The following is a 16340-nucleotide window of genomic DNA, read 5'->3' as shown; positions in this document are numbered from 1 at the left end:
AAATATTGCAAAAAAACACTTTTTGAAATGTATCGTTAACTTCTCCGTGATATTTCTGTGATTGTTCTGCAACTTTTACCCGGTATTATATAAAACATCAACTGATACGGATGTTGATAATAAATTTGAGAATAAGATATTTAATTATTTAAGGAGAAAAAACTTTGAAAAAATCATTTTTAACTAAAACAATCGCAGTTGCAGCTTTATCAGTTACTGGTTTGGTCGCGGCCAACACCAATAATGATAATCAAAAAGCAGAAGCCGCCGTTATTCAAAATGATGCCGCAGTTTATACCACTACTACTGCTACTACTGTTTATAATAATTACGAAAATCCAGTAGCAACGGGGCAAGTTCTTCCAGCTAATACCGATTGGCAAATTATTCAAACTGCTTACGATTCTCAAGGTCAAAAATGGTATGACTTAGGTAAGAATCAATGGGTGCAAGCTAATGCAGTAAAAACTCAAACTGCATCAACTCAAACTAGCCAACAAACAGCTAGTCAGTATAACTACAATTCACAAGCTCAATACCAAGCTTCTCAACAAACTAGTACTCAAAATAATTACAATTCACAAGTTCAACCCCAACAAACTTACTCAGCTAACACACAAAATAGCCAAAATTACAATACTAGTTCCCAAACTGCTCAATCTTATAACGTAGCACCAAAGGCAACTACTCAAACTCAATCATCAAACTACACTTCAACTGCTACTGGCTCAGAAGCTAGTGCTAAGGCTTGGATTGCTAGTCGTGAATCAGGTGGTTCATACTCAGCAACTAACGGCCAATACATTGGTAAATACCAATTATCAGCTTCATACTTGAATGGTGACTATTCAGCAGCTAACCAAGAAAGAGTAGCTGACAACTATGTTAAGTCCCGTTATGGTTCATGGAGTGCTGCTAAGAGTTTCTGGCAAGCAAATGGTTGGTATTAATTTGTCAATTAAATAAGTAAAAAAATATCTAATTATTAGACTTTAGACTCAAAGATTAGTTTCTTTGAGTCTTTTTTTATTACAGAATGTAATATTATGACAAATTTTGACATATTATTTAACATTAAGGTAACGCTTTCATTACTGTTTTGACAATTATTAGTTGTAATATGAAAAATGTCAATTGAGATACGAGAGATAAAAACATAACATGATTTTACTTAAGGAGAAAATTTCATTGAAGAATAGTAAAGCAATTTTAGTTAAAACTTTAGCCACTGCAGCTTTTACTGCTGCTGGAATCGTAACAGTTAATAAAAAAGTAGAAGATTCTACTGTTCAAGCAGCTGTAGTTCAAAATGATGCGACTATTTATACAGTAAAGTCTTCTACTGCAGTATATAGTGATTACAATACACCTAAAAAAACTGGTCAAATTTTATCAGCTAATACGGATTGGAAAGTTATTAAGACTGCGTACGATTCAAAGGGCAATAAGTGGTATGATTTAGGTAAAAATCAATGGGTTAAGGTTGAAAATACCGCTAATAACGTAAAAGCAAAAACTAAAAAAACGACAGTAACTTCAACTAATAATATTTCTAAACCACAAACTCAAACCACTACTCAAACTACTTCAACTCTTACACGAACTCAATCACAAGTTTCAACTCAGTCATCTTCAACTTCAACTTCTACTTATACTTCTAGTGCAACTGGTTCAGAGGCTAGTGCCAAGGCTTGGATTGCTGGTCGTGAGTCAGGTGGTTCTTATTCAGCTAGAAATGGTCAGTATGTGGGTAAGTATCAATTATCTGCATCTTATTTAGGTGGTGATTATTCAGCAGCCAACCAAGAAAAAGCTGCTGATAACTATGTAAAATCTCATTATGGTTCATGGAGTGCGGCTAAAAGTTTTTGGCAATCAAACGGTTGGTACTAATTAGAATATAGATATATACTTGAAAAGTCTCGAAAATTTTTGGGACTTTTTATTTTGCTTTCATGAGCTTTACTTACTTTTTATCAGAGTTATAATATAAGGTATCTAAACTTTGAGAAGGATGATAAATTATGAATAGAATTTATCTTGATAATTCTGGTACTACTCCCATGGCACCAGAAGTTGTTAAGACAATGACAGAAATGATGACTAATGTCTTTGGTAATGCTTCAGCGACCAATTATTATGGACGTGAGGCTAAAAATATACTTGAAACTAGTCGTCACACTATTGCTAAAACTATTAATGCTAATGATAAGGAAATAATTTTTACAAGTGGCGGTACAGAAAGTGATAATACTGCTATTATGCAAACTGCGATGCTTCGTAAAAACGAAGGTAAGCATATTATTAGTACTAAGTTTGAACATGAAGCCGTACTTCGACCATTACAACGTCTAGAAGATGAAGGATTTGAAGTTACTTATTTAAATATTGATGAAAATGGTCAAATTGACTTAGATGAATTAAAAAATGCAATCCGTCCAGACACTATTCTTGTTACTATTATGATGATTAATAACGAAGTTGGTAGTTTGCTTCCAATTAAGAAAATTGGTGAAATTGTAAAGCCAACTAATGCATGGTTCCACACTGATGCAGTTCAAGCTTATGGCAGTGTCCCAATTGATGTTAAAGAAATGAATATTGATTTATTATCAACTTCTGCTCACAAGCTCAATGGACCCAAGTTACTTGGATTTTTATATGAGCGTGATGGGATTGACCTTCCATCCTTTATTCAAGGAGGAGATCAGGAATTAAAGCGTCGTGCAGGTACTGAAAATGTTCCAGCAATTGCTGGATTTGCTACAGCTGCTAAGCTTCATTATGGAGACAATCATCTTGAAGAAAATACTAAGAAATATGCTAGCTTTAAACATGCATTAGTTGATGGCTTGACAAAAAATGAAATCGAATTTGAAGTAAATGGTCAATTAGATTCACAAATGGCCCCACAAGTTATTAATATCTGGTTTAAAGGGATTAAAGCTGATGTCCTACTAACTAATCTTGATCTTGATGGAATCGTTGGAGCAGCTGGTTCTGCATGTACTGCAGGGTCTCTTGATCCATCTCATGTTTTAATTTCAATGTATGGAAAAGATAGTCCCCGCGTCTGGGAGTCATTGAGATTTAGTTTTGGAATTGAAAATACACTAGATGATATTAATCAATTAGTTGAAACTTTGACTAAGATTACTACACGTTTGAAAAATAGAAATAAATAAAAAGAAAACCCAGTATCCTGAATTTCAAGATGCTGGGTTTCTTAATTAAAAGTATAAGTGGGTAAAAATTAAAAACTATAGTAGTAAATAGAAAGTTTAGTAAAAATATACTAAGCTATAGTTTTAAAGTTATAATGTATAGAATGATAAAAATATATAAAAGAGTAATAAGGGATGGAAGGGATGCTAGTGTAGGAGTTGAACATCCCTCCACTTCAAAATTATAGCGCTAAATGAATGTGCTTTCAAACAAAAAGTGAAAATATTTCCAATTATTTTATTGTTTGTTTTAAAAAGCTGTTAGCAAGCCGTTTTTCTATAATTAAGTCAATGTAAGCGTTAAAATTAAATTGTAATTATGGTTTTAATGAAGAAGGCAAAATATGTTACCAAAAAATGATAAATATGACTTAGTTATTATTGGCAGTGGCTTATCTGGTCAAGCCGCTAGTGTAGAAGCTGCTAAAAAAGGATTAAAAACTTTAGTTGTTGAACAAGGAAGAACTACCGGTGGCAGTGGAAATTATGTTGAAGGCATTTTTGCAGTTGGCAGCAAAATGCAAGAAGAACAAGGAATTGATTTAACTCAGGATGATATTTTACAAAAAGAGTTAAGATTTTCACACTATGATGCAGATACTAGGATTTTAAAAGAATATATTGCTAATTCTGCTGCAAATATTGAATGGTTAAAAGAACTAGGCATTAAATTTAAAGCAGTAACTACTATTGGTGCTGGATTGAAAACTTGGCATTTATTTGATGGCCAAGGTCAAGCAGCTATTCATCAAGCAATGGAACCTTATTCCAAAAAGCATGGAGTAGAATTTATTACTTCTGCAGCTGTTACTAAGATTACGCAAGATATTGATGGTTTGGTTAATGGTGTAATAATTCAAAACTATGAAAATAAAGATATTAAGTTAGTTCAAACTTCTAATATTATTATTGCAAGTGGTGGTTATTTAAACAATCGTGAAATGCTAGTAGATTATTCAAACCAAAATGCTAATCGAATAGTTCCAGTTAACTCAGGTAAAAATGATGGCTCAGGTCTTAGAATGGCTTGGGAAGTTGGAGCTAAACGTTTTAAAATGGGGATTTCAATGTTATTTGGTGGACAATTAAACACTAAAACTGTTCCTTCCTATAAGCTTTGGAAAAATGATTTAGGAATAGCAACTTGTGAAATGGCTCCTTTATGGGTAAATGAAGTTGGAAAACGCTTTGTAAATGAAAGTATTTTTGATATTTGGTCATATGCTGGAAATGCATTGATTCAACAAGAAAAAGTTTATGCGATTTTAGATCAAGGCACAATTGATCATTTTAGTCATGAATTACCTCGAAATTTACAGCCTTTATCTGACAAAACAAGCTTAAATAATTTAAAGAATGAGATTAAAAACGCAAAAGATAAAAATATGAAATTTATCACTAAAGCTGATACAATTTATCAGCTAGCAACAAAATTGAACTTACCTCATTTGGATGAAACCATTAAAAGCTACAACAAAGAAGCTAATATTGGTGCTGATGAAGAATTTGAAAAAGAATCAAAATATCTTTATCCAATTGAAAAACCACCATATTACGCTTTTGAATTGGGTGTTGGAGCTTATAGTACATTAGGTGGTTTGAGGATTAATGAAAAATGTGAGGTCCTTGATAAGGATGGCCGTCCAATTCCTGGTTTATTTGCTATTGGTGCCGATGCATCAGGAATGATAGTAGGGGATACATATGGTGTAAATGTACCTGGTACAGAAGCTGGATTTTGTATTTATTCTGGAAGAAAAGCAGTTCAAACAATTGAAGCTTAGTTTAAGCTCATAATATACATTAAATAAGTGCTAATTGTTAAAATATTAGCACTTATTTATTTTTATGATTTTAACAAGATAGTCCTTGCAAGAAAACCGCTTTCATGGTAATATTATAGATGTAATAAGGTATATACCAAATTGAATACATGTCATAAATTTAAGAAAGGATTATAGATTATGAGCAATACAAAATCAGGCGGTTTGAATGCTTGGGTAAATGTTCATGTGATGCCAGTTGCTGCTAAAATCGGAAATTTTAAGCCATTAGTAGCAGTTCGTGATGGAATCGCTATGGCAATGCCTTTAATTATTGTAGGATCATTTGCAATGATTATTTCAGGTTTTCCAATACCCGGATGGAGTGATTTTTTAACTAAAACTACCGTTCATGATGTGAGTTTATTTCAAGTATTAGCTAAAATTAGTAATGGCTCCTTTGGTATCATGGGCTTAATTTCAGCCTTTGGTATAGCATGGAGTTATGCAAATCAGTGTAAAACAGATGGTGTTTCTGCGGGAATTATCTCTGCATCTACTTTCTTCATTTTAACGCCAAGTATTATGAGTGGAGATAAGGTTCCTGCAGAAGGCTTTCCTTATGCATATTTAGGTAGTCGGGGGCTTTTTGTAGCAATTATTTTTGGACTTGTGTCTGCATGGATTTTCCAATGGTTCATTAATCATAATATTCAAATTAAAATGCCAGCTACAGTTCCACCAGCAGTTGCTAAAAGTTTTTCAGCATTAATTCCTGGTGCAGTAGTGATTATGCTGGCAGGATGTGTTTACTGGCTCTTTGTATGGACAGGCTGGGGCAATATTCATGATGCAATTATGAATATTCTATCTAAACCATTAGGGCTTCTAGGAAACACACTTTTAGGAACTATTGTTTCAATTATTTTAGTAAGCTTGTTCTGGTTTGTTGGGATTCATGGAGGCAATGTTGTAAATACAGCTCTTCAACCAATTTGGCTGATGCAAACAGATGCTAACCGCGTTCTAAATCAAGCAGGAAATCTTGATTTAGAACATGGTGGTCACATTATTACCCAGCCATTTATTGACAACTTTGTATATATGGGCGGATCTGGTGCTACAATCGGTTTAGTCCTATGTATTGGTTATTTTGTTTGGAAAAAACGCGCAAGCAAACAAAATGAAGTTTTAGCTCCTTTAACAATTGTTCCAGGTTTATTCAATATTAACGAACCAACTATGTTTGGGCTGCCAGTTGTTTTAAACTTAATGCTAATCATTCCTTTTATTATTGCACCTATAGTTAATGCGATTATTACCTACTTCTCTATGAAACTTGGTCTTGTTCCTTTATGTAATGGGTCAGTAATTCCATGGACAACTCCACCAATTATTTCAGGATTTTTAGCAACAAATAGTATCTCTGGCTCAATTGTGCAAGTAATTAATATTATTTTAGATATTTTAATCTATCTTCCGTTTATTGGGGCAATTAATAAGCGTCAGGTATTAAATGAAAAGAAAACAGGAGAAAAATAATGGTTACAAGATTAATTAGTGCAAATGCTAGTGAAATTGTTAAAATGAATGGTGATGAATTAAAACAAAGTATCAAAGCCAGTGAAGGTAGAACTGTCTTAAGTGAAAATGTTGTTACTGAACCTGCTATTGATAATCTTACTACTTCAGAGATTGCGGCAGCCTTTGGTGCAGATTTGATTTTACTTAATTTATTTGATACTTTTAATCCAAAAGTAGAAGGTTTACATGTAGATGATCCAATAGATACGGTAGTACGCTTAAAGAAACTAACTGGTAGACCTATTGGGGTTAATTTAGAACCTGTTGATGAAGATGCAGAAATGGAGTCCACTAAGTTAACGATTTCTAAAGGACGAACTGCAACTGCAGAATCAATTAAAAAAGCTGAAGAACTAGGATTTAACTTTGTATGCTTTACTGGTAACCCTGGAACGGGTGTTACTAATAAAATGATTGAAAAAGCAATTAAGGTAGCTAAGAAAAATTTCTCAGGTTTAATAATAGCGGGAAAAATGCACGGAGCAGGTGTAGATGAACCAGTTGCTGATGAAATATCTGTTAGAAGCTTTATCGAAGCAGGTGCCGATGTGATTTTAGTGCCAGCAGTGGGGACCGTGCCTGGGTTTACCAGTGAAGAATTAGTTAAAATTGTAAAAATTGCTCATAAACATGGAGCTTTGGTAATGAGTACAATTGGAACTAGTCAAGAAAGTTCAGGTGCTCAAACAGTTCATGATATTGCACTTCAAAATAAGATTTGTGGAGTAGATATGCAACATATTGGGGATGCTGGATGGGGTGTAGTACCTCCAACTGATACCATTTTTGAACTAAGTAAAACCATTCGAGGAATGAATCATACAATTAGTCGAATGGCTCGATCAATTAATAGATAGAAAAATCCTACTAGCCGTAGTTTGGTTAGTAGGATTTTTTATTATTAATGAATAATCATATTAAATTAGTTACTTTAAATACTTTTCTGCATTTTGAGCTGCATTTCTACCCGAATAAAAAGCATATCCTGCACAAGTTCCTGGCATATTAGGACCATATGTATCTCCAGTTAGTCCTGCTGCATCATTACCGGTTGCATAAAGCCCAGGGATAACTTTACCATTATTATCTTCGACTTCTTTTTTAGTAGTAACTTTTAAACCACCCATTGTACAAAATGCACCTACATTAAGTTTAAAGCCATAATATGGACCTTCTTCAACAGGTATCATGTATTTAGCGTCTTTACCATATAAACTATCTTTGCCGTTTTTAGCATCTTTATTGTACTTAGCAATTGTTGCAGTAACATTTTCAACAGGTATATTCATTTTATCAGCTAATTCTTCAATTGTATTGGCTTTAAAAATAAATGGTTTCTTATCAGCAACTGCTTTATCAATTTCTTCTTGAAGTTTGTCCATTTTTTGTCCACGTTTGACATAGATACCTAAGCCCATAAAATTACCATCTTTAGTCATTTTTTTAATTACCCCAGTATCTAAAATACTGTAAACTTGGTTTTGAGTGTAAAGAGCATTGCCAGCCATACTAAAATTATAAATTACAGATTCATCTACAAATCTTTCACCGTTTTCATTTAACCATAAAAGAGGTTGTTGACCAGCTGCAGCATTCATTTGACTACCCATCATTTTAAAAGAAGGTTCATCAGGATCTTTTAAATAACCTCCAAAAAGCATTGCCATTCCTAAGCCATATTTTCGTGCACCAACTTTCCAGGCAAGTCTTAAAGTATCACCAGTACCTTTTCCAGAGGATACAGGGATAAGACGATTTAAATTATAGTCAGTATATTTTGCCATTAATTCAGAATTATTTAAATAACCTCCACCAGCTAAGATAACAACTTTAGCTGTAATATCTTCAACTTTACCGCTTACTTCATCTCGTAAAGTAATTACCTTAGTATTATCTATATTGATTTTTAAATCAATTGCAGAAGTAGAAGTTAACAATTCGCCTCCTAATTTCTTGAATTTAGGTTCAAGAGATTTGTGTATTACACCATCTCCAAATCCTTCATAGATATGCCATGTTGCTTCTCCTGCGCCCATAGCTTGTACGCCTTCATATTGAACACCTTCATTATGTAACCACATAACATTTTCACTACTTGCGTCAACATATTTTCTCCAAATACGAGAATCAGCTTTGTATTTTGAATATTCAACTTCTTCTTTTAAAACTTCAGTTCCAGATACATGGATTCCTTTTTCCTTTTGTAAATAAGAACCTACTGCAAAAAGTCCCTCACTATAATTAGCGCTTCCTCCAGTATGACGACCTTTTTCAAGCATTAATACAGAATTACCGTTTTCTTGGGCAGTAAGTGCAGCTGCTTGTCCTCCTGCACCCGAACCAATAACGACTACATCATAAGTTTTCTTTTTACTTAGATTCATAATACTTACTCCTTTAATTGTTTCTGTAAATATATGATATTATAAAGAAAGCGGTTTTATAAACTGACTAAATATTGCGAGAGCGGAAGTAAGGAGTTCGGGTATGGACCTAGATAGATTAAGATTATTTGAAACTGTAGTAGAAATAGGTAGTTTTCAAAAAGCAGCTGAAAAAAATTATATTTCTCAAAGAGCAGTATCTCAAAGCATGAGTAAACTAGAAAATGAATTAAATTTAAAGTTATTTATTAGGGAAAATAATAAAATAATTGTAACTGAAGTAGGGCAACAATTTTATTTAAAAGTTAAAGATATGCTTCATAATTTTGACATTAATATTAAAGCTTTACAAAATTATAAAGCCAATCCATTTCAAGAATTGAAAATAGGGTATTTTTCGCCCTTTGAAGGTAATTTGCTCATGAAAAAACTTATAAAAGTAAAAGAAAATGGTAGTAACATCAAATATACGGTTGTGGAAGAGAGCATTGAACATTTGATTTCAGATGTAAAGCTTAAAATTTTAGATTGTGCGTTAATCCTTGAATATGGTAATCATAATGAAATTGACTCCAGCTTAGAAAGTAAAGTAATTTATAAAAATCAAATGGTAATGGGAGTTAGTAAACTAAATAAGAATAGTAAATTAGTTGCTTTTCCAATAAAAGAACTAAATAAAAAACCAATCTTATATTATTCTCATGAAGAATCCCATTATTTGAAAAAAGAATTTATTTCTTCTTTACCATCTACAATAGACCATATTCATTTGGCTCGAATGTCTGCTTTAGAACAGATGCAAATGATTGTGTCCTTAAATCAAGCGATTGCATATTATCCTAATGGTTTAATTCAAGAAACAATGATCGATAGTGGATTAATTAATTATTTGCCTCTTGATATTAAAAATAATTCTCAGCAATATTCAATTACTTGTATTTATTTAAAAAACACTAGCAAGAGAAAAGAGATAAATAGTTTATTCTAAAACTAGAGATATTTACTGCCTTCTTTAATTGATAGGGATGCAAGATGGTCCTTATTTTGTTCAATAAAATTTTTCACCCAATTTGGATTAGTTTTAGAATAATCTCTCAAAGCCCAGCCAATTGCTTTATTAATAAAAAACTCGTTACTATCTAGATTATTTATCAAAATCTGCTTGAGAAGTTCACTATTCATCTTATCTTTTCGAAGAAGCTGATGCTCAATAGCAACTCGTCTGACCCATAAATCTGAATCCTGTGACCATTTAAGCATTAAGGTATTAACTTTCTCATCTCTTAGTCCGAGCTTACCAATCGGCTTAATTAGACTGTCAATGGTATCCCACCATTGCTTGGAACGAACAAATTGCTCTATTTTTGGCATATCGTCATAAGTAAGATATTTTTGCATAGCAATTAAATAATCACATACAAAATATTGCGATTCGCGATATTTATCTTGCCACGCTTCATTTAATAATTGCCAATCTATTTCTTTTTTTCGTTTTTCTTGTTTTAAAAAGTCATGATAGCAATTTCTTCTTATGGGTGAATGTAATCCATAAAATTCAAACTGCCCGCGCATATATTTTTTAAGCATGTAAGCTTGGTTAGGATCAGCCTTTTCTTTGAATTTTATTTTAATATTTTCGAACATTTTTATTTATTTAACTTTCTATTCAAAACCATGTTAATAGTATGAGACATTCGTTGACGATAATTTTCATTTTTCAAAAGTAGAGTAGTGATTAAATCAATGACATACATAATTGAAAACTGTGAATTTACAAATCTGGCATCATTCATGAAGTTAGTATTTCTTACTACAATAGGAATATCCACAATTTTAGCTAAAGTACTATCACTAAATCCAGTAATTCCGACAACAGTAGCACCCATTTTTTTACCAAGCTCTACAGAGGAATTGATTTCATCGGTATTACCAGAAGAAGAAATGGCAATAATTAAGTCATCACTATCCATAATGCTGCTGGACATGTACATACTAGAACTTTCAGTAATAGCAAAAGTTGAAATTCCCATTCTGAGAAGTCTTTGATTCATCTCTTGAGCAGTAAATCCAGAACTTCCAATTCCGAAGATATAAATTCTTTTAGAAATTTGAATTAGTTTAATGACCTTTTTTAGTTGTTCAATATTTATTTTTTGCCAGTTTTCTTTTAAAACTCGATTATAAAAGTCATATACTTCATAAAGAGTTTTATCCTTTGTATCAATGGATGAAGAATGAGGAGTATCTAGACTAGCTAAATTTAATTTTAATTCCGCAAAATTTTTACAATTTAATTTTCTTGTTAATCGGGTAATAGTTGCATTACTGACTTCAGCTGCTTTAGCCAGATCAGTGATATTCAATTTTTGTGCCTTTTTAGGTTCTTGAATAATAAATAAGGCAGCTTTTCTTTCTTGTTTGGGTAATGATGGAATGATATTTTCCAATTTTGTTATAAAATTCATATTTTTAACCTCAATTATTATAAAAAATATGGGTGAGTATAAACTCATCCATATATCTCATATATAGTATTTTAGCATAAAAACAATAATAAATTAATTTAGTGCTTCTACAAACTTAGTAGCAATTTGTTGTGGACGAGTAATGGCCCCTCCGACTACTACTGCGTGACATCCAAGCTCAATACACTTCTTTGCTTTTTGAGGTGTATCAATTTTGCCTTCTGCAATCACTCTGCCTTTAGCAATTTTAAGGACATCTTTAAGATATTCAAAGTCATTGTCGGCAATATTTAACCCTTGACTATCAGGAGTATAACCATGCATAGTAGTTCCAATAATATCAAAACCTAGATCACTTGCTTCTTTGACATTATCTAAAGTAGCAGTATCCGCCATTAAAAGAGTATCAGGAAATTCTTCACGCATTTGTTTGACAATATCAATCAACTTTTCATCATGAGGACGCTTTCGACCTGTAACATCACATGCTACAACTTGCACTCCAGTACTTGCAATCCTACGCATTTCTTTCATCGTTGGAGTAATGTAGATGTCCGAATCAGGATAATCAATCTTTAATAAACCAATAATAGGTAAATCAACTTTATCTTGAATTGCTTGAATATCAACTACCGAGTTAGCACGAATACCGCTTGCGCCAGCACGTTCAGCTGCCCAAGCCATTCTCTCCATGATAAAGGAGCTATATAGTGGTTCATCTTTCAAAGCTTGACAAGAAACTATTAGTTTCCCCTTTGTTTTTTTAAAAAAATCATTAATCAAAATAAACCCAGCTTTCTTTTAGGCAAAATATTTATTATAAATTTCATCTGCGCCTTTAATTACTTTTTCACTAGCATGTGCCATTGGTTCACGTGTAAAGCCAGCATGAACACCCATATGCTCTAAAACTAATTTAAGTGATGGATAAATACCATTATCAAGTAAATCAGTGATTAAATCATTGCTTTCATGCTGTAAATTGCGAGCCTTTTCCATGTCGCCTTCGTCAAAAGCTTTAATTTCTTCTCTAACTTTCTTAGCATTAATATTAAATGTTGAACCAATGCAACCATTAACTCCAAGAGCCAAAGCTGGTAAAAGCATTTCGTCAAATCCTGAAAGAATAAGCTTATCTGGAAAACGATCGCGAATTCTTTCTAATAAATAAAAGTCAGCGTTGGTATATTTTACACCGATAATTTTTGGATTTTCGAATAACTTAGCAAAATTATCAAGTGACAAGGAAACACCAGTTAAAGCTGGAATTGAGTAAATAATAAGATGAGCATCTACATCTTTAACAATTTCATCGTAGTAATGCTTAATTTCATCAAAAGAAAAGTTGTAATAAAATGGTGTAACTGCAGAAATAGTCTTAAAACCTAACTCAGTAGTTACATATTTAGCTAAATATTTAGCTTCATGAAGGTTAGGTGAACCAACTTGTGCTATTAAATCAACGCCGGAGTTTTTTGCCTCATCCCAAGCAATTCTAAAAATTTCTTTCTTTTCATCAGTTCCTAACATAAAGTTTTCTCCGGTACTGCCACCGACATAAAGACCGTCAACTTTTTCTTGATCAATATCATGACGAATAATTTCTCGAGTACCTTTTTCATCAATATTGCCATCTTCATCAAAAGCTGTCATCAAAGCTGCGTAAATCTTTTCCATGTTTAATTCCTCCGTCAAATTATTTGAAGTTAAGTTAGACTAATTTGTAATAGTTAGATAAAAATTCAACCGACACTGTCAGTATATTCTTTGAAAAAGATTTTTGCAAACGATTACAATCGAAAATATTTTTCTTTTTAGTCAAAATTGTTATTAATACTGAGTTTTACAAAATGAAAAATATTTTTTAATTAATAATTTGAGAAAAATATTTTCTAGTGATAACATGTAAGCGGTTAATAAATGTTTATATGTTATAAAGAAAGAAGCGTTACTATGATGGAATATTATTTAGCCTTTGATGTTGGCGGAACAACTATAAAATATGGTCTAGTTGATACTAAGCTTAAAATAATTGAAAAGAATAAGGTTGATACTTTGCATAATACGGACGGCCATATCCTTAAAATGTTAAAAAGAATCTCACATGAAATGATAAAAAAGTATCGAATTATAGGTATTGGAGTTTCAACTGCGGGAATTGTTGGTAAAGATGGTTCTATTAAATATGCCGGTCCCACCATTCCAAAGTATCAAGGTACTAAAATCAAAGAGGAGCTAGAAAAAGAAACTAATCTCCCCGTCAATGTAGTTAATGATGTTGATGCAGCCTTACTTGGAGAAAAATTAGCCGGCGCAGCTAGAAAATGCACTTCAGTTTACTGTGTAGCATTAGGGACAGGAATTGGCGGTGCTTATTTTGAAGACAATCATTTATTTCACGGCTTTCACGGAACAGGAAATTCATTAGGTTATACTTTATACGATATAAAAAGTAAGACAAATTATGAGCAAAGAGCTTCTACAATTAGTTTAGAAAAATCCATCAAGCCTTTGGGGATTGATGTAATTACTTTATTTGAAAATGCTAAAGCCGGCGATAAAGATGCAAATATTATAATTAACGATTGGGCATTATCTGTTGCTCAGGGACTAAGTAATATTTTGCTATTGCTTGATCCAGAAATTTTGATAATTGGAGGTGCAGTTTCTAAGCAAGGAGAATATCTTAAAAACATTTTACAAAAACAGCTTGGTTTATTATTACCAGCTAATTTATGTAAAACAAAATTAGCAACTGCTGAACTGGGAAATGATGCGCAATTATATGGTGGTTTGTATTCAATATTAAAATAGTTTATGTAAGCGCTTGCTTTAATAAAAAATAAGATGTATAGTAACTAATGTAATAGTTACAAAAAAATTCAACCGTACTAAGAAATCTGATATTTTATCAGAGATTTTGGCACGGTTTTTTATTTTAAATTTATTAAAGAAAGAAGGTACGTACATGAAAGCTTCAGTAAATACAGCAATTTTTGTTGATCGCTTAAATAATGGCGAAAGTCAACTTGCATGTTTAAAAGATTTAGAAAAGCTTCAAGACTTAATTGATAATATTCAAGTTCGCGGTGAATTTTTTGATGCAGCAACAAAGAATGATGAATTAGAAAGAATCCAAGAGCTTTGTCAGCAAAATAATTGGGGTTTGTATTATTCAGTTCCAGAAGAATTATTTAAAAATCAAAAAATCAACTTAAGCTTTAAAGAAAATCTTGAGTTAGCTAAGAAACATGGGATTAAACATTTGAAATATTTTATTGGAGATGTAACTAATGTTTCATTGAAAGATATTCAAGAAATAGATGACTTATTAGGAAACAGTGGTGTTGACCTAACTCTTGAAAATTTATCAAATAAAACTGGCGATTTAACCCACGTAAAAAAAGCTTTAAATATTATTAAAAACACCAATAATATTGGTTTTACCTTTGATGCTGGAAATTGGTACTGGGTTAATGAAGATCCAAGTGAAGCATTTAAGGAATTAGAATCGCAAATTACTAATTTTCATTTAAAAGATATTAAAAATAAAGATACGACAATGTTAGGAGAAGGAACGACAGATTGGGTTTGGATGATTAAAGAATTGAGCGATAATATTCCAATTTTCTTAGAATATGGCATCCCTAATGATAAAATTGTCGACCAAATTCAACTTGTTAATTCTGTCATTGACAAGCGGTAGGTGAAGTATAAATGACGTACCTAGTTCAGCTGTTTTTGATACTTTTTTTGACTAAGATTGCAGCCCACTTTTCTGTAAAGTTAAATATGCCAAGCGTTATTGGTGAATTGCTTGTTGGTATTTTAATTGGTCCTGCAATATTTAACTGGATTGAACCAAATACATTTATTAATTATTTTTCAGAGCTTGGCGTCATTGTTTTGATGTTTATTGCTGGACTTGAAGGCGATTTAAAACTCCTTATTAAATATTGGGCTCCAGCACTAACTGTTGCAACATTAGGGGTTATTGTTCCGACTGGAACTGCATTCTTGTTGTGTCACAATATGTTTAATTTTTCAATTAAAGCTTCAGTCTTTATGGGATTAGTCCTTAGTGCAACTTCAGTAAGTATTACTATTCAGGTTTTGAAAGAAATGAATAAACTAAACACTCCCGAAGGCGCTATTATCTGCGGAGCAGCTGTTGCTGACGATATTATTTGTGTGATTCTTTTAGGAATTTGTACAAATATATTTGGAAATAAGGAAAATAATACATCCATTATTAAAATGATTATTCCAATGATTTTGTTTTTTGTGATTGTTGTTTTAATCGGAAAATATATAGTACCTAAATTTTTATCAATCTTCGATGATTTAAATGCCTCCGAAAGTGATACATCTGGTGCAATGATTCTTTGCTTTGGCACTGCTGCTTTAGCTACTGCTATGGGAATGAGTGATGTATTAGGAGCATATTTTGCTGGTCTTGCAATTTCTGAAACTAAGTACAAAGATCGTTTAGCTTCTAAAATTGAACCGATTGGTTATGCGGTCTTTATTCCGGTATTTTTCGTAAGTATCGGTTTAGATATCAGTTTTAAAGGAATGGACAAAGATCTTTTATTTATTATTCTTTTAATTCTTACTGCTATTCTTGGTAAGCAAATAGGTTGCGGAATTGGAGCTAAATTTTTCAATCTTAATTGGACTCAAGCAAATATTGTTGGTGCTGGAATGGTATCAAGAGGAGAGATGGCCCTAGTTGTAGCCAATGTAGCGCTAAGTTCGAAATTGATAGACCAAAATCACTATACTGCCATGATAGTAGTAACTGTAATTACAACTTTAATTGCTCCTCTTATTCTAAAAGTATTTATAACAAAAGCAGATTCAAAATCAAAAAAACAGAGTTTAAAACAGGATAAAGTTTCATCTATGTTAGAGAAATAA

The 16340-nt window shown here is 32.3% G+C and carries 15 protein-coding genes; 10 read left to right on the top strand and 5 right to left on the bottom strand.

Features of this window, described 5'->3' with window-relative positions; genetic code table 11:
* The first annotated feature begins 164 nt into the window (after window positions 1-164).
* The 6 genes from FOD82_RS09565 to FOD82_RS09540 all read left to right on the top strand — a co-directional run bounded on the left by FOD82_RS09565 (window position 165) and on the right by FOD82_RS09540 (window position 7428).
* Complete coding sequence (locus FOD82_RS09565; RefSeq protein WP_144356242.1) at window positions 165-950, top strand: hypothetical protein; 786 nt, start codon at window positions 165-167, stop codon at window positions 948-950.
* Window positions 951-1188: 238 nt separating this feature from the next.
* Entirely contained in the window at window positions 1189-1893 is a 705-nt protein-coding gene (locus FOD82_RS09560) for a hypothetical protein (RefSeq protein ID WP_242450229.1), read from the top strand.
* A 131-nt stretch (window positions 1894-2024) separates the two neighbouring features.
* Window positions 2025-3185: a cysteine desulfurase family protein gene (locus tag FOD82_RS09555; protein ID WP_186277752.1), complete on the top strand. Its 1161-nt coding sequence runs from the start codon at window positions 2025-2027 to the stop codon at window positions 3183-3185.
* 383 nt (window positions 3186-3568) lie between these two features.
* On the top strand, window positions 3569-5008 hold the full coding sequence (locus FOD82_RS09550) for an FAD-dependent oxidoreductase (protein ID WP_144356239.1): 1440 nt from the start codon (window positions 3569-3571) through the stop codon (window positions 5006-5008).
* A gap of 180 nt (window positions 5009-5188) precedes the next feature.
* Window positions 5189-6529, top strand: a complete 1341-nt coding sequence (locus FOD82_RS09545; protein ID WP_144356238.1) for a PTS sugar transporter subunit IIC — start codon at window positions 5189-5191, stop codon at window positions 6527-6529.
* Window positions 6529-7428 (top strand): haloacid dehalogenase-like hydrolase, encoded by a 900-nt coding sequence (locus FOD82_RS09540; protein WP_144356237.1) that lies wholly within the window; start codon window positions 6529-6531, stop codon window positions 7426-7428. The genes FOD82_RS09545 and FOD82_RS09540 overlap by 1 nt, the downstream gene beginning before the upstream one ends.
* A 69-nt stretch (window positions 7429-7497) precedes the next feature.
* On the opposite strand, the gene FOD82_RS09535 is transcribed toward FOD82_RS09540, so the two are convergent.
* The gene (locus FOD82_RS09535) at window positions 7498-8955 is read right to left on the bottom strand and encodes an FAD-binding protein (RefSeq protein ID WP_144356236.1); all 1458 of its coding nucleotides are present in this window, start codon (window positions 8953-8955) and stop codon (window positions 7498-7500) included.
* Between the two features lie 103 nt (window positions 8956-9058).
* Between FOD82_RS09535 and FOD82_RS09530 the strand changes: the two genes are divergently transcribed.
* The gene (locus tag FOD82_RS09530) at window positions 9059-9943 is read left to right on the top strand and encodes a LysR family transcriptional regulator (RefSeq protein ID WP_144356235.1); all 885 of its coding nucleotides are present in this window, start codon (window positions 9059-9061) and stop codon (window positions 9941-9943) included.
* 2 nt (window positions 9944-9945) lie between these two features.
* Here the strand turns inward: FOD82_RS09530 and FOD82_RS09525 are convergent, their stop codons facing one another.
* From FOD82_RS09525 to FOD82_RS09510, 4 genes are all read right to left on the bottom strand, one after another.
* Window positions 9946-10599 carry a DNA alkylation repair protein gene (locus FOD82_RS09525; RefSeq protein ID WP_144356234.1) on the bottom strand — a complete coding sequence of 218 codons (654 nt, stop codon included), beginning with the start codon at window positions 10597-10599 and terminating at the stop codon, window positions 9946-9948.
* 2 nt (window positions 10600-10601) lie between these two features.
* Window positions 10602-11420: a MurR/RpiR family transcriptional regulator gene (locus FOD82_RS09520; RefSeq protein ID WP_144356233.1), complete on the bottom strand. Its 819-nt coding sequence runs from the start codon at window positions 11418-11420 to the stop codon at window positions 10602-10604.
* 93 nt (window positions 11421-11513) lie between these two features.
* Window positions 11514-12203 (bottom strand): N-acetylmannosamine-6-phosphate 2-epimerase, encoded by a 690-nt coding sequence (locus tag FOD82_RS09515; RefSeq protein ID WP_144356232.1) that lies wholly within the window; start codon window positions 12201-12203, stop codon window positions 11514-11516.
* 18 nt (window positions 12204-12221) lie between these two features.
* A complete protein-coding gene (locus FOD82_RS09510) occupies window positions 12222-13097 on the bottom strand; it encodes an N-acetylneuraminate lyase (protein WP_144356231.1) in 876 nt (291 codons plus the stop codon).
* Between the two features lie 276 nt (window positions 13098-13373).
* Between FOD82_RS09510 and FOD82_RS09505 the strand changes: the two genes are divergently transcribed.
* The 3 genes from FOD82_RS09505 (at window position 13374) to FOD82_RS09495 (ending at window position 16340) form a co-directional block, all read left to right on the top strand.
* Window positions 13374-14234, top strand: a complete 861-nt coding sequence (locus tag FOD82_RS09505) for an ROK family protein (RefSeq protein ID WP_144356230.1) — start codon at window positions 13374-13376, stop codon at window positions 14232-14234.
* Between the two features lie 154 nt (window positions 14235-14388).
* A complete protein-coding gene (locus FOD82_RS09500; RefSeq protein ID WP_144356229.1) occupies window positions 14389-15126 on the top strand; it encodes a sugar phosphate isomerase/epimerase in 738 nt (245 codons plus the stop codon).
* A gap of 11 nt (window positions 15127-15137) precedes the next feature.
* Entirely contained in the window at window positions 15138-16340 is a 1203-nt protein-coding gene (locus tag FOD82_RS09495) for a cation:proton antiporter (protein WP_144356228.1), read from the top strand.

It is taken from the genome of Lactobacillus sp. LL6 (assembly GCF_007570935.1).
Classification (GTDB): Bacteria; Bacillota; Bacilli; order Lactobacillales; family Lactobacillaceae; genus Lactobacillus.
Note: the sequence above shows the minus strand (reverse complement) of the source record. Positions and strands in the feature narration are given on the sequence as shown.

What these genes read in the sequence shown, in the direction of transcription:
- FOD82_RS09525 (WP_144356234.1), bottom strand. Translation starts at nt 10,599, where the DNA reads ATGTTCGAAAATATTAAAATAAAATTCAAAGAAAAGGCTGATCCTAAC.
- FOD82_RS09555 (WP_186277752.1), top strand. Translation starts at nt 2,025, where the DNA reads ATGAATAGAATTTATCTTGATAATTCTGGTACTACTCCCATGGCACCA.
- FOD82_RS09505 (WP_144356230.1), top strand. Translation starts at nt 13,374, where the DNA reads ATGATGGAATATTATTTAGCCTTTGATGTTGGCGGAACAACTATAAAA.
- FOD82_RS09520 (WP_144356233.1), bottom strand. Translation starts at nt 11,420, where the DNA reads ATGAATTTTATAACAAAATTGGAAAATATCATTCCATCATTACCCAAA.
- FOD82_RS09500 (WP_144356229.1), top strand. Translation starts at nt 14,389, where the DNA reads ATGAAAGCTTCAGTAAATACAGCAATTTTTGTTGATCGCTTAAATAAT.
- FOD82_RS09495 (WP_144356228.1), top strand. Translation starts at nt 15,138, where the DNA reads ATGACGTACCTAGTTCAGCTGTTTTTGATACTTTTTTTGACTAAGATT.
- FOD82_RS09530 (WP_144356235.1), top strand. Translation starts at nt 9,059, where the DNA reads ATGGACCTAGATAGATTAAGATTATTTGAAACTGTAGTAGAAATAGGT.
- FOD82_RS09540 (WP_144356237.1), top strand. Translation starts at nt 6,529, where the DNA reads ATGGTTACAAGATTAATTAGTGCAAATGCTAGTGAAATTGTTAAAATG.
- FOD82_RS09510 (WP_144356231.1), bottom strand. Translation starts at nt 13,097, where the DNA reads ATGGAAAAGATTTACGCAGCTTTGATGACAGCTTTTGATGAAGATGGC.
- FOD82_RS09550 (WP_144356239.1), top strand. Translation starts at nt 3,569, where the DNA reads ATGTTACCAAAAAATGATAAATATGACTTAGTTATTATTGGCAGTGGC.
- FOD82_RS09545 (WP_144356238.1), top strand. Translation starts at nt 5,189, where the DNA reads ATGAGCAATACAAAATCAGGCGGTTTGAATGCTTGGGTAAATGTTCAT.
- FOD82_RS09535 (WP_144356236.1), bottom strand. Translation starts at nt 8,955, where the DNA reads ATGAATCTAAGTAAAAAGAAAACTTATGATGTAGTCGTTATTGGTTCG.